Genomic DNA, 14,973 nt, shown 5'->3' on the forward strand with positions numbered 1-14,973 from the left:
TAAAGTTGTTAGTTACATTCTATCCATATACCAATTTAACTCTTTTTTTATTTGTTTCAATTGAAAAATAGAAGAAATTATTTTCTGTAATCGTAGAAATGCCGTTTCACTTTTAACCACATAATCAAATGCATTGTGATGAATACATTGTACGGCTACATCAATTTTGTCTTGACTTGAAAGCATTATCACAGGAATTTCTGAGTCAATTTCTTTAATCTTATCTAAAGTTTCTAAACCATTAATAGCAGATTTATCAATTCCATCCAAATGAAAATCTAAAATAACAACGTCTGGTTTTTGTGATAAATTTGCAATGCAAAGTTCTCCTGTTGGAAAAGTTTCGATTTCAAAATCAGCATGTTCTAAAAATTGTATTTCTAATGACTTTAAGAAAACGGCATCGTCATCTACAAGAAATAATTTTATTTTGTTATCGTTTTTCATTAGTAGGTTCATTTAGGTTAATCAATTCTAATTCAAGCTCAACACAAGCTTGTGTACATACGTTTTCAAGTTGTAGTATTAACTTATCTAAATCCTTAGATAATTCTAATCTACGAGCAAATTCTTGTATTTTCATTGCTACTTCTGTAATTTCAGGATTAATTCCCATAATAGCAAAAGACGGTATCATTTTATGGACAGTTGAGCCTAACAAATCCCAATCTTTATCTGAAAAACTTTTTTTCATTGTTGACACAAGCGGTGGTGTTTGTTTTAAATATAACGTAATAATTTCTGTCATAAGTTTTGGATTCGATTTAGTTAATTTCAATAAATAACTCATATCGACATATCTTACTTTTTCTGTTTTTGTATCTCCATCCATTTTTTTCTCAATTATCATTACTGGTTTTTTTATAATACCAATAAGCTTGCTGTATAACAATCGCTCATCAACTGGTTTAGAAATGTAATCGTTCATTCCAACATCCCTACATCTAGCCACATCAACAGTCGTGACATCGGCAGTAAGCGCGATTATTGGAAGGGCTAATTTCATTCTTTTTCTAATATATTCTGTGGCTTCAAAACCATTCATTTCTGGCATTTGTAAATCCATCAATACAATATCAAATGTTTTTTCTTTTAATTTTTCAATTGCAATTTTTCCATTTGAAGCAATTTCACATTCAAAACCAAAATCGTCTAATAAGGTTTTCATCAGTAATTGATTCAATTCCATATCTTCCACCACAAGAATTTTAATATCTTTTACATCTGTATTTAAATCTAAAATTTCTGGTTCTAAAACGGCTTCTGCATTTGTTTTTTTGAAATCTAATGTAAAACTAAAAACAGAACCTTTATTCAATTCACTTTGAACTTCAATAGTTCCTTTCTGACCTTCCACTAATTGTTTTACAATAGCTAAACCTAAACCGGTTCCACCAAATATTCTTGACGTTCCGCTTGTGGCTTGTTGAAAGTTTTCAAAAACTTTTTCTATTTTGGTGTTTTTAATTCCGATTCCAGTATCGGCAACAGAAAATTTAATAGTTACATTTTCTTCATTTTCATTAACTAATTTAACACTTACAGTAATTTTTCCTTTATTAGTAAACTTGATAGCATTGCTCAATAAATTCAAAATAATTTGATGTAAACGAACCGGATCACCAACTAAAACTTCAGGAATAGTTGCATCATAATTCGTAATTAATGTTAGATTTTTTTCTTGAATTTTGGTTTCGAAAAGATGCAACATCGCTTTTATTGACAGATTCAATTTAAATGGCGTTTTCTCGAAAGTCATTTTTCCTGCATCGACTTTTGCTAAATCTAGAATATCATTAATTAAAACAATTAATGCATCACCACTCATTTTTATGGCTGTTAAATATTCTTTTTGCTTGGCTGTAAGTTCCGTTTTCAATACCACTTTTGTAAAACCAATTATGGCATTCATAGGTGTGCGAATTTCGTGACTCATATTTGATAAAAACTGTTGCTTTGATTTTACAGCTTCTTCTGCTTTTTGAGTTGCAGTTTCAGCAATTATTTTAGCTTCTTCTGCAATACTTGTGGCTAATTCTGCGAATATTTTAGCTTCTGTTAATTGTCTTTCTAATATTTTTTGTTCGGTAATATCTCTAGCTACTAAAACAGCTCCAATAACTTTTCCATCTTCCGATTTATAAATGGAACCATTAAATAAAACATCTGTTAATTTATGATCTTTAATGGTTAGCGGAAAATCGGCAATAAAACCTTTAGAAAAAACTTCTTTATAACTTTCTTTAGCTTTTGCAGAATCTGTAAAATAATCAATAAAATTAGAACCAATTAATTCTGCTTTTGAAACGTCAGTGGCTTGAACAGTTGCTTCATTCACATCAGTAATTTGACCTTTTGAACTAATCGCAAATAAGGGATCACGACTCGCTTCAATAAGACTTAACGAATATTGTGAGGCCAATTTTAGAGAATTACTATAATCTTCTAATTCTTTGTTTTCAATAACTCTTTTTTCTTTTTCGTCATTTTGAAAAGCTAATTCAATATCTGCAATCACTAATTCATCCGCACGATCTTGTTTTTCACCCGTTTGATATAATAATTCTTTATTCGCAATAACTAATTCGTCTGCTCTATCCTGCTTTTCACCTGTTTGAAATTTTAATTCTTTGTTGGCGATAACTAATTCTGCTGCGCGTTGTACTTTATGTTTATTCTGAAGTTTTAATTCTTTATTCGCAATTAATAATTCGTTGGCTCTTTTTTCCTTTTCTTCATATTGAAAAGCGAGTTTTTTGTTAGCAATTACTAATTCCGCTTCATTTTTTTTAGACTTTGAAATATTAATGAATGAGGATAAAGAACATTTTTTATCTTGATACAAAATGGTTTGAACAGAGGCTAAAAACCAAAATTGTTCTCCTCTTTTATCTTTTAAAACAATTTCAATATTATTGACAACTTCGTTAGTTTCTAATTGTAAAAGCATTTTTTCACGAAATTCTGACGTAACTAAATCTATTTCAAAGGAAGTTTTTCCAATGATTTCATCTTTAGTATATCCAAAACAATTTAGAAATGATTTATTAGCAAATTGAAATTTTTCAGTTTCAACTTCAATTACAAGCATCCCCATTGCGCTATTTTCAAACATATCAAAAAACAAGTCGTCTGATTTGTGCATTTTGCTTTCTGATTTTTTTGACTTTTCCATTTTATCTATTTAAAATTATTAACCAATATCTTCAATTGGATTTCGTCTTTTATCTTTCAATTGTTTAAAATGTGAAGGAGAAAGTCCGGTAACTTTTTTGAATTGGCTCGACAAATGTGCCACGCTACTATAATTCATTTTCCAAGCTATTTCTGTAATGTTTAGCTCACCATAAATCATCAATTCTTTTATGCGTTCAATTTTATGAGAAATGATAAATTGCTCAATGGTTGTGCCTTGCACTTCTGAAAATAAATTGGCTAAATAAGTGTAATTGTGTTCTAGTTTTTCGGATAAATAATCAGAGAAATTAATTTTAATAATTTCCTCAGAATGATGAATCATTTCAATAATTATCGTTTTTATTTTCTCGATTAGAATGGCTTTTTTGTCGTCCATTAATTCCAAACCAGAAATAAGCAAACCTTGTCTTAGAAGCATTCGCTTTTCCATAGAAATATTTTCCATGATTTCGACGACACCTAAATCGACCACAATAAAATGCAGACCCAATTTCTTCAATTCGTCTCGTACCGCTATTTTGCAGCGGTTACTCACCATGTATTTGATATATAGTTTCAAAAAAAAATAGTTTAGTATTCCTATCAAAGGTGAACTTTTAATACTAGATAATGTTGTACTTTAAAAAGAAGAAGTTATACAATTCAGACATTTTCCAAGGCAATTCGCTTTTTGTCTTTCAATTGTTTGAAAAAACTAGGCGTTAATCCTGTTACTTTTTTGAATTGTTTAGATAAATGTGCTACACTACTATAATTCATAATGTAGGATATTTGAGTCAGATTTAGTTCGTCGTAAAGCAATAATTCTTTTACGCGTTCAATCTTATGCGCAATTATAAATTGCTCAATGGTAATTCCTTTAATTTCGGAAAATATTTTAGAAATATGTGTGTAATCTAAACCTAACTTTTCGCTGATATATTCGGAATAATTGACTTTAGGAAGTTCATCTGTATAATGAACCATTTCAATAATGATGTTTTTAATTTTTTCAATCAGCATGGCTTTTTTGTCATCCATAAGTTGCAACCCAGACATCAGAAGTGTTTTATGTAATTTTTCACGTTGAGATTCTGTTAAATCATTCATTATTTCAACAGTGCCTAATTCTAAAATAACATAATGTAATCCAATTTTCTCTAGAGCTTCTTTTACCACCATTTTACAGCGGAGACTTACCATATATTTAATATAAAGTTTCATTATTGTCTGCTATTTTAGGATAGATAAGTAACGTGTTATTGAACTTTTAATCTTCGTAACCACTTTTTATAATGGTAGATAACATTTTGAATTGAACATTTGCGTTAAAGCAATGTTTAGAGTGTGCAGGAATAATAATTCCTTGACCTAAAGTAAGTTTGTGGGTTATTTCGTTGATTATGATTTCGGCAGTTCCATCGATAATTTGAATATAATTATCGAATGGTGATGTTTTTTCGGCAAGTTCTTCCCCAGCATCAAAAGAAGAAACAGTTATATTACCTGTTAATTTTTTTAAAATAGTTTTACTTAAAACCGCATTAGGAATATATTGAATGATTTCAACAATGATATGTGATTTTTCTTTTTCAACTTCTGAAATTTCCATTTTTATTTTAGATACATTCTTACAATTCAAATTTCGCAATAAGCGATGGCATTAAAAAAGAAGTATCTACAAACAAAGGTCGTCATTAAAGTTGGTTAAAGTACCAACAATTGTTAAAACTTACTTTATATGTAATTAAAACAAAAAACCCGAAACTTTCGTTTCGGGTTTACTCTCCTTAACAGAATTGACTTCATCAAACTTTATTTTTGTACTATAAAAACTATAGTTGTATTTTAAAAAGTAAGTTTATTATTTCCTTTATTTAATAAACTAAAACTAGTTTTTAACAATTTTCTTAGTTAAACTACCTTCATTGGTTTCGATATTCAAAAAGTAAACTCCAGTATTTAATTCCGAAACATTAACTGTAGTTTCAAGAACAGCATTAGTATTTACAGTTTTAACTGTACGTCCATTAATATCACAAACAACAATTTTATTAATTTCAATATTTCCAGTATTAGAGATAGTTACACTATTATTTATGGGATTTGGATAAACTGAGAATTGTGAAGATATAAAATCACTTGCCGACGCTACTACATCTAAGAATAAAGACAAATCATCTATAAATAATAAACTTTGATAAGAACAATCATGATGCCTAATAGCTATTTTAACTGTTTGACCCGCAAATGAAGAAACATCTATTTGTTGTGTTGTGACTATCATTTCATTGGCATTAGTTAGAGTTGTACTAAATACAGGGCTAAGAACCGCAATATCTTCTGGAGCTGTTACTGTTGATGGAACTAAATAAACAGAGAAATGTTCATTAGGTGGATTAATAGTTCCAAATTTAAACTCCAAAATAGTTATTCCAGGTGTTGTTGGAATTGTTATATTAGGAGTTAGAAAAAAATTATTTGGGTATAAAGGACTACCATCTCCAGGATCAATAGAAAAAGAAACCATAGCTCCACCATCTATACCCATTTGACCCGAATCTGTATCACCTGGCATAAACATCCAAGTTTGTGTATCACCATCTGCATTAAGATATGATAAATTTGTTGGTTCAGTATTAAAATTATCCGAATATAATACTGTTTGAGCATTTGCAGTCAAGATGAATACAAACGCAGAGATTAAAAGTAATTTTTTTTTCATTTTCATTGATTATTAATTAGTTAATTTTTCATAAAAGTGTTGAAAACATGTCGCTATTTTCTATACAAAGTTTAGTGTATTTCGGTCATATCCTAAATTAGAACTTTATCCAAACCAGCTACGAATAGTAGATGACACACAATAGCACCTGAACTACTAAACAAAATGTTTTAGCAAATATTAGAAAGTATTTGTATTGTGCAAAAAAAGTACATACCACAAAAATACCCAGTCATGGTTTTTCTATAAAACAATAACTATCAGGTATTTATTTTTTTTACCTTAGTGGATTATGTAAAATTTTAACAACAATTGGCTGATTTATTTATAAATGAATTAGATAAGTGTATTCATTTGAGATAATAGAGAGTTAAAGGATTTTCCTATAAAAAGAGGAATAGAAATATTAAGAGTATATAGAAAAAAAAAACTTACTCATTTGTTTTTTTGTAAGTTTTGTGTTGAAATTATAAATATTAAGCAGAAATACTTCTATAGTATTAAAGAATAAAACAAAGATTATTTTTGAATGTATTTTTTATAACTTTTCAAACCATTTATATATGTCTTCACCTTCTTCGATAAACAATCTTTTTCTTAATCTATTTTTTCTATTTTGTATTGCTTTCATAGAAACAAAAGTATAGGTAGCGATTTCCTTACTAGTAAATTTTAATTTAATATAAAAACATACTTTTTTTTCAGATAAAGTTAAATCTGGATTAATTTCTATTAAATTTTTATAAAAATCTGGGTATAGTTCTATAAATAAGGAAACAAAAAGTGGATCATCATTTTTACCTAATGATATAAGTTCATCGTAAGAACTCAAAACTTTTTGTTTTAAATCAATGATTTGATTTAATTTATCGTTTAAAGCTATTTCTTGAACATTAAAATTTTCTTTTAAAATTCTTCTTTTCTTATAAAAATATTCTATTAAGTAGATTGATAAAGCAATAAAAATAATAAAAAGGATGTTGACTAATTTATATTTCTTAATAATAGATTCCTTCTCAACATTTTTTGATTCTAATAAATAATTGAATGATTCAGAAACTCTTTTCTTTTCAAAAATATCAGCACTGTCTTTGTATTTCAATTCAAGTTCTTGCATTTTAAACGCGTTTATTTTATCATTCTTCTTTAAATAAATTTTTTTATATATGTTATAATTTAAAGCCGAAAGATAAAATACTTTATTTTTTTTTGAATAAATATTTGAACTATCTAAATATTTCATAGCAATTTCATAATTGCTAGTGTCAAAATTTAGATTAGCTAGGTTAGCATATTCAATTTCTAAACTATTTTTGTTTTTTTTGCTATAAACAAGAGCTTTTTCAAAATAATACTTAGCAGAATCTATTTGATTTAAGTTTTTAAAACAACATCCTAAGTTTGTAAATGAAGGATTGTAAGACAAATGCTTTACTTTAGAAAAATGGAAATGTGCTTTTTTATGTAAAACGATAAAATCATTATTTGATAATCCACTAGAATAAGCAGCTTTACATGTAAAAAATAACCCAAGAAATAAATTTTTACTTTGTTCGCTTTGAATAATATCTATTTTGTCAAAACAGTCATTATTAAGTTTTAAAGCCTCTTTATTTAGTCTCATTCCTCCAAATTGCAAACTTGTAACATAATCTGCATAAAGCAATAAAGAATCATTATTTATTTTATTTGCAATATCTTTCCCTTGATTAACATAACTCAATGCCGTTTTGTAATTTTTGAAATGCCCAATAGATTGTCCCATCCCAATTAAACTATAAGAAATACCTATTTTATATTTGTTTTTTAATGAGGCATGATAAAGCTTTTTAAACTCATTTAATCCTTTTTCAGGAGTCAAAGGATTCATTTTTAGTTTATTAATATTCAATAGGCTATCAATCTCTTTATTTGAAAAAGAATTTTGTGCTGAAATGAATTGAAAATTTGAAATAAAAAGACAAATAAAAACTATTCTAATATTCATAGGTAAAGTTTGATATTAGTTTACTAATTTTAAAGTTTGTATAAATGTTTTTTGTATTGAAGAATTTTGATTCCATTTTTTTATAATATTAAATACTTACCACAAAAACACCCAAATCAATTAAAAACTCTTTTTAAATTTGAAACCTTATCTTAACGTATAACTTTAATAATTCAAATTTGAATATTAAATTCATAAATACAATATTTTAACGTGCCACAAACATACCACAAGTTAATAAAATTAGTAATAATAGACTCATTTTAAAAAAATATTAATTATTAAATTAATGAAAAAGTCAATTTGATACAAGATGCAAGTTTTTTAAACAAGTAGTATTTTCAATCCTTGAATGAAAAACAAGTTGTGCCATTTTTATTAACTTCTTGGTACACCGAATTGAATTATTTTATAATAAAAATAGTTTTGTTATAAGGTTTAAAAACAAAAAACCCGAAACTTTCATTTCGGGTTTAGATTATATAATCATTTTAGATTTTAAATAGTTTATCTATCTCGGAATGTTTGGTTTTATCTGAAACGGATTTCAATTCGAAAATTAAATCTAAAGTCGTTGCGGGTTGCAAAGGGAATTTGTGTTTCATCAATAGCGCTTTTAAAGCCTGATTTATTTTTTCTTCGCCAATAAGCACATACAATTTATGCATATTTACCATTCCTTTGTTATAAATAACATTAGCATTGTTTGGATCAGATGTAAATAATGGTTCTTCACCACTAAACGCTTTTTCACTATCATACAAACTTTGATAAAGATCAACCATTTCTAACATTTTGGTATTTCCGTATTCCTTTTTATAGAGCATTAATTGCGTGTATTGTGCTAACGTTTCGGTTAGAACACCGCTTCCTTCTCTATAATCTGGTCTGAGTTGTGCATTTCCCCACCATTCATGAGATAATTCATGTCCGGCCAATTCATTAATCACATCTTGACCTTCACCTTCAGATAAGTTTAAATGAAATTGTCTTTCATTAATAAAAATCGTAGCTGGATAAGCAGTAGCCGCAAAACCTTCAGTAAAATTACTAATCTCAGCAAATCGAAACGTTTTGTATGGATACTTTCCGAAATTGGTTTCACAATAATGTAATGATTTTTTTATACTATTGATTAAATGTGTAATGTTTTGATAGTGTTTTGGATCATATAAAATTTCTATTGCAATATCATTATAATTAGACTTTTTGACAGCATATTTAGCGGAAGACACCGCAAAACGGAAAGGAATATTTTCTGCTTTATAATGAAAGTAACTTCTGTTATTTTTTGAATACCTATTTACCAATTCTCCAACTGAAATTGCTGTTTGATTTTCAGAAGTAGAAATTATTGCATCAAAATTTATAAATTCATAATTATATGGGTTTACTAAAGGCGCATCAACTTTTGTTAACGGATCTAACAATGGCATTTTGCGTTTCTTTCTTTCTAATTTATCATCAATTTCATTATCGCTATCATAACCGATTGTTGGAAAATAATTACTGATTCGCATAAAAGAACCATTTTCTACAATGGCATTAAAAGATTGATGTCCGTTTAAAGGTTCGATTTTATATTCAAAATCAAAACTCACTAAAATACTATCATTTGGTAACATTTTTTTCTTTGTTCGAAATAAATATTGTCCGAATTGATTGCTTTTTTCGACTAAAATTAAATCAGATGAAGCGATAGAATTCCATGATATTTCATTTGAAGTGTTGATTAAGATTTCAGAAATTATTGTCTTGGTTTTGTTTACTAAAACATACGTTCCTTTGATATTATAACTGTTTTCTTCTGGAAATAAATCGATACTTGTTTTAACATCTGTTATACTTGGTTGTGGTTTATTTTTAAACAATTTGTATTTTACTTCATATTGTTCTTGCCAATTGATATGTTCTTTTTTAGACGTTTTTTCGTATTTTGATACTATGAAAAATCCAGTTAAAAGAATTGCTAAAATTGGCAAAATCAAAATTTTAAATGACTTTCTTTTTGACAATAATCGATTTAAAACTAGTAGTCCAAAAATGGAAAGCAATAATGCAAAAGACAAACTGTAAATCATATTCACAAAAAAGGCTTTTGGAAAATATCCAAAACCATTTATATCGCTAAAAACATCTGGCAAAAAATTAGCAAATCGAGATAATGGATGCGAAAATCCAAATGCTTTTCCTAGTGATGTATTCGTTAAAATTAAAAATATAGTAGCAAGTGCCAATGCAATGTATTTGTTGTTAATAATGTATTGAAAGGAAATAATACACAAACCACAAAGTGAAGCTGGCAATCCTAAAAAATAAAATAAAGACAAATAAGTAGACCAATCGATTATAGGATAATGATATACAACTTGAAAAAGTACGCCTAACGCAATACTGAAAAATATCAAGATTAATGAAATGATTAATACTGTAATAAATTTCGAAATAAACAAAGCAGAATTGGAAAAAGGTGTTGAATTTTCAATCGGCAAAAAATTGACGTTTTTACTTTTCCAAACCAATTCACTTCCATAAAAAAGCATGGCTAATACTAACAAAATAGGTATTGTAGCTAAAATTGTATTGAGCATTAAGCCTGTTGTGACGAAAAACTGAGGCATACGAATTCCTCCTTCAATAGCGCCATACATTTCCATACCTAGCATAAATAATGTGATGCAGATTAGTAAAATAAATGGAATACTTTTAATAGTTGCTTTTAAATCGATTTTTAAAAAAGAGAAAACCGTGGAATAAAAATATCCAATTCCATTTGATTTAGTTTCCGTTTTGGTATAGTTATACTTTTTGTTTTCCAATTCATTTATGACTGAAATTTTCTTTTTTTGTTGTTTAGCTGTTTTAAATTGAAAACGTTTATAAGCATACAATAACAAAGCTGAAGCTACTAAAACAATTAGAAATCTATTGATTAAGACGTTTCCAGAAAATTGTAGCACTGTTGAATTTCTTTGTAACGCTGACCAATATCTAGTTTGTTCAAAAAAGGCAGCCATTCCGAAAGGATCGAGCTTTGCTGCTAAATTCATTGCTTCATCAGAAGATGGTGAAGCTCCAGCAATTAAAGGTGAATTTGAAAAAACGGAAGCAACCATATACAACACATAAATTCCTAATCCGCTTAAATAAATTAGCATTTTGTTTTTACTAAACCAGGCTGTGCAACACACTATAACGGTGCATAAAAAAATATTTGGTAGTACAATTACAAAAAAAGAGTTTACATAATAGCTTAAATGAAATGCTCCCCATTTTTCACTTGTATCCATTTCAAGTAAATGACCAAACATATAACCGATAAAAAACAAGACAAAAGTTAATATCGCCACTCCGAAAACGATTAAAAATCGACTGATGAAATAGTTTTTGATAGTAATTGGTGTGGCATAAAGTATCTGTTCAAAATGATTGTCACTTTCTCGTAATAAACTCTGCGCAGACATGATTACGATAGGAAATAAACTTGCTAAAGAAAACAATCCAATTATAAAATTGATAGCATATGGCGAATTATATTTGATGTTAGGAAATGAAATTCCTGCAGAAGTTCCAATTAATATGCCAAATCCAAAAAATGAGAATAGCATAACATAAAATGAAATTTTACGACTATAAAATTTCCATTCGAATAAAATTAAATGACGTAACATAACTATTTCAATTTTTGTAAAGTGGTGAAATAAACATCTTCTAAATCGGCTTCAGTTTGAATGAATCCGTTTAGTGGATTTTCTTTAGCAAGAATTTTTACACTCAATTTACCAGCCTGTAATTGTGTGGAAATAATCTTATACTGATTTTGATATTCGATAAGATCTTTTTTATCAATATGTTTCTTCCAAACCTTTTCATTAATTTCAGCAATAAAATGTTCTGGATTGCCGCAAAGTTGTAATTCACCTTTATTGATGATTGCCATTTTGGTGCAAAGATTACGAACATCTTCCACCAAATGAGTGGAAAGAATTACGATAATATTTTCTCCAATTTCACTTAATAAATTATTAAAACGATTGCGTTCTTCAGGATCTAAACCTGCAGTTGGTTCATCAACAATAATAATCTTCGGATTACCTAAAAGTGCTTGTGCTACTCCAAAACGCTGACGCATTCCTCCACTATAAGTGCTTACAGCTTTGTTTTTATGCTCAATTAAATTGGTTTTTTCAAGTAAAGATAAGATTTGTTCTCTTCTTGATTTCTGATCGTTTAATCCTTTTAAAATTGCTAAATGGTTGAGTAAATCATAAGCGGAAATATTTGGATAAACTCCGAAATCTTGAGGTAAATAACCCAATTGTTCTTTAATGGAAGTTGGATTTTCTATTATATCTACATCATTAAAAAAAATGCTTCCATTATCCGGTTTTTGTAAACCAACAATAGTTTTCATTAATGTCGATTTTCCAGCGCCATTTGGACCTAGTAAACCAAACATTCCATTTTCAATTTCCAAAGAAATGTTACTTAATGCCTTTGTACCATTGGCATAAGTTTTTGTGAGATTTTTAATTTTTAAACTGTTCATTTTTTGATTGATTTGATGATTATTAATTATTTATTTGATTTAAAATTAGGCAAAAGAGTTCCTTACAACTCCAATTGAGGGTTGTCATTTAAAAATAATAAGTGATGAATTTATTCTTTTATATATTCGATAATATCTCCAGGTTGACAATCTAATGCTTTGCAAATAGCTTCTAATGTATCAAATCGAAAACCTTTAGCTTTTCCAGTTTTCAGTATTGATAAATTAGCTGGAGTAATATTTAGAATTTCTGCTAACTCTTTGCTTTGCATTTTTCGTTTGGCAAGCATAACGTCAATGTTTACTACTATTGCCATAACTATATGTATAAATCTTGTTCATTTTGTAGATGTAAACCTTGCTTAAAAATTGCGGCAAGAAAATAAGCAAAAACTCCTAAAAAGAAATGAATTATCGCCACCCACTCTAAACCTTCTTCTATATCACCTGCAAAAACTGAAGCTAGAAAAATGGTAATGGTTGGTACAAAAACATTCGCTAAGTAAAAATATTTTAGCTGTGTAACACCATATTGGGTAAACAACTTAACCTGTCTGAAAACATTGAACACATTACTTACCAATAAAAAGAATATACCATAAAACCCAATTGGAATTAAAAAATTGAAAATTTTATATCCCCAATGATTTTCTCCAACTAAAAATGAAGTTTCGGTAAAAGGAAAACAAATTACAAAGTATTTCCCATTATCCTTAGTAAAATAACTCCATTCGGTAAGTATAGAAACAGCTGAATACAATGTTACCAAAAGATATAGAATTGCTACAATTCTAGTGATATAAAATAAAACTGCAGAAACATTTCTTACATTCTTCATCTTAATACAATTTAAATTATTTATGCAAATATATAATTAATTATCGTAAAACAATAATTAATTATTAAAAAACGCAAAAATGAATTAAAATTGATTTCAATCATTAAGTGAATTGATTTGAATCAGATTTTTATTCAATGCATTGCAATAGCTTTGATAAAATTCTTAATATTATGAAAAAAATAATTTTCCCAGTTGACTTTTCGAAAGCATCTTTAAATGCTTTTCCCTATGCCTTGCATTTGGCAAAAAAAATGGGTGCAGAAATTATAACAATACATGTTTATAATGATATTAATTTACCTTATCCTGATTATCATGATTATATAATGGAGAAATATCAAATAGCAGAATTGGAACAATTTGAAAACTTTAGAGATGAAGTACCTAAATTAAGAACTATTGCTGAAAAAGAACAGTTGGGCCGAGTGATAGTTAGGCATGTGTTGAAAGAAGGTGATACTCAAGATTCTATACTAAAGGTGGCATTAGATGAAAAAGCTGATTTTATTGTTATGGGAACTAAAGGTGCTTCAGGTCTTAAAGAAGTATTTTTAGGAACACTAACTCAAAAAATAATGAACAATAGTAAAATTCCAGTTATTGCTATTCCAGAAAATTGTAAGTACTTACCCTTAAAAAAAATACTTTTCATCACTGAATATAATTTATCACAGCTTCCCATACTTAAAAAAATTCATAATTTGGCATTACTATTTAATGCACATATCGATGTACTACAGGTTACCAATTTTGATAATAGACAGGATGAAATTTTTAGTGACGAATGGAAAAAAATAAGACCAATAAGCGAAGTCAACTTTTATCTTTTGAACAGTATTGATATTGAAGGTACTATTTTCGATTTTATTGAACATCATAAAATAAATTGGATTACTCTTTCAACTCATCATTATAATTTTTTCGAAAAGTTATATCACCTAAGTTTATCGAAAAACCTCGCTTATCATTCCGATATACCTATTTTATCCATTTATGAAAAATAATACTACTGATATGAAACTAAATAGAGAATGGCATAAATCTCATAAGATGCCTAAAAACCCAACCCTAGAACAGCGAATCGATTGGCATATTGAGCATTCTAAAAATTGTAATTGCCGCAAAATACCTACTAATCTTATTGAAAAAATTCAAAATAATAGTAGCTTACCTTTATTATTACCTCGTTTCGACAAATAATCGTTTTATTTCTTAATACTCGTAATTTTAAAGAAAATTCTGAAACAGTATGGAAAAAATCATGCAATATAAAGTTAACACATCTTGGAAATATGAGAGGTTAGGCATAATTAAATCTACTGTTTTAGATAGTATAATTGAAGTAGCTACACCTCCTGAATTTACTGGTGGTATTGCGAGAATTTGGACACCGGAACATTTACTTATTGGAGCAATAAGTAGCTGTTTTATGACTACATTTTTAGCCGCTGCTGAAAAGATGTGATTAAAATTTTCTAGTTTTAATTGTGATGCTGTTTTACTTATAGAAAATAGTGAAGGTAAATTATCTGTAACTCAAATTACAATTCACCCAATCGTAACCATAAACAATGATAAAATGAGCAGTAAAGGGTTAAAAGTTTTAGACATTACATCCAAAAAATTTATTATTAACACAATGTTCAAAACAAAAATTAATGTTATTCCACAAATTAATATTGATAAAAGCTAAA

General features: G+C 27.9%; 14 protein-coding genes. 3 read left to right on the forward strand and 11 right to left on the reverse strand.

From position 1 onward, the window contains the following. Positions 1–12: 12 nt before the first annotated feature. From BMX42_RS00695 to BMX42_RS00745, 11 genes are all read right to left on the reverse strand, one after another. A complete protein-coding gene (locus tag BMX42_RS00695) occupies positions 13–447 on the reverse strand; it encodes a response regulator (protein ID WP_091306858.1) in 435 nt (144 codons plus the stop codon). Then, positions 434–3,175, reverse strand: coding sequence for an ATP-binding protein (locus tag BMX42_RS00700; protein ID WP_091306862.1), 2,742 nt, complete (start codon positions 3,173–3,175; stop codon positions 434–436). The genes BMX42_RS00695 and BMX42_RS00700 overlap by 14 nt, the downstream gene beginning before the upstream one ends. 18 nt (positions 3,176–3,193) lie before the next feature. Then, positions 3,194–3,736: a helix-turn-helix domain-containing protein gene (locus tag BMX42_RS00705; protein WP_091306866.1), complete on the reverse strand. Its 543-nt coding sequence runs from the start codon at positions 3,734–3,736 to the stop codon at positions 3,194–3,196. A gap of 104 nt (positions 3,737–3,840) precedes the next feature. Further along, entirely contained in the window at positions 3,841–4,401 is a 561-nt protein-coding gene (locus BMX42_RS00710) for a helix-turn-helix domain-containing protein (protein WP_091306871.1), read from the reverse strand. A gap of 46 nt (positions 4,402–4,447) precedes the next feature. Continuing rightward, positions 4,448–4,789: a cupin domain-containing protein gene (locus tag BMX42_RS00715; protein ID WP_091306874.1), complete on the reverse strand. Its 342-nt coding sequence runs from the start codon at positions 4,787–4,789 to the stop codon at positions 4,448–4,450. 279 nt (positions 4,790–5,068) lie between these two features. Beyond that, positions 5,069–5,902 (reverse strand): T9SS-dependent choice-of-anchor J family protein, encoded by an 834-nt coding sequence (locus tag BMX42_RS00720; RefSeq protein ID WP_177169089.1) that lies wholly within the window; start codon positions 5,900–5,902, stop codon positions 5,069–5,071. Positions 5,903–6,440: 538 nt separating this feature from the next. Continuing rightward, positions 6,441–7,889 (reverse strand): helix-turn-helix transcriptional regulator, encoded by a 1,449-nt coding sequence (locus BMX42_RS00725; protein ID WP_091306881.1) that lies wholly within the window; start codon positions 7,887–7,889, stop codon positions 6,441–6,443. Between the two features lie 491 nt (positions 7,890–8,380). Next, the gene (locus BMX42_RS00730; protein WP_091306884.1) at positions 8,381–11,560 is read right to left on the reverse strand and encodes an ABC transporter permease/M1 family aminopeptidase; all 3,180 of its coding nucleotides are present in this window, start codon (positions 11,558–11,560) and stop codon (positions 8,381–8,383) included. A gap of 2 nt (positions 11,561–11,562) precedes the next feature. Beyond that, positions 11,563–12,438 carry an ABC transporter ATP-binding protein gene (locus BMX42_RS00735; RefSeq protein ID WP_091306887.1) on the reverse strand — a complete coding sequence of 292 codons (876 nt, stop codon included), beginning with the start codon at positions 12,436–12,438 and terminating at the stop codon, positions 11,563–11,565. A 110-nt stretch (positions 12,439–12,548) separates the two neighbouring features. After that, the gene (locus BMX42_RS00740; RefSeq protein WP_091306891.1) at positions 12,549–12,755 is read right to left on the reverse strand and encodes a helix-turn-helix domain-containing protein; all 207 of its coding nucleotides are present in this window, start codon (positions 12,753–12,755) and stop codon (positions 12,549–12,551) included. A 2-nt stretch (positions 12,756–12,757) separates the two neighbouring features. Continuing rightward, positions 12,758–13,276: a hypothetical protein gene (locus BMX42_RS00745; RefSeq protein WP_091306896.1), complete on the reverse strand. Its 519-nt coding sequence runs from the start codon at positions 13,274–13,276 to the stop codon at positions 12,758–12,760. 173 nt (positions 13,277–13,449) lie between these two features. On the opposite strand from BMX42_RS00745, the gene BMX42_RS00750 reads away from it, so the two are divergent. From BMX42_RS00750 to BMX42_RS00760, 3 genes are all read left to right on the forward strand, one after another. Next, on the forward strand, positions 13,450–14,283 hold the full coding sequence (locus tag BMX42_RS00750) for a universal stress protein (protein ID WP_177169090.1): 834 nt from the start codon (positions 13,450–13,452) through the stop codon (positions 14,281–14,283). Then, complete coding sequence (locus tag BMX42_RS14560) at positions 14,273–14,479, forward strand: hypothetical protein (RefSeq protein WP_218141431.1); 207 nt, start codon at positions 14,273–14,275, stop codon at positions 14,477–14,479. The genes BMX42_RS00750 and BMX42_RS14560 overlap by 11 nt, the downstream gene beginning before the upstream one ends. Positions 14,480–14,540: 61 nt before the next feature. Further along, positions 14,541–14,744, forward strand: coding sequence for an OsmC family protein (locus BMX42_RS00760; RefSeq protein ID WP_143055575.1), 204 nt, complete (start codon positions 14,541–14,543; stop codon positions 14,742–14,744). Positions 14,745–14,973: the final 229 nt, after the last annotated feature.

Source organism: Flavobacterium terrigena, from assembly GCF_900108955.1.
GTDB lineage: Bacteria > Bacteroidota > Bacteroidia > Flavobacteriales > Flavobacteriaceae > Flavobacterium > Flavobacterium terrigena.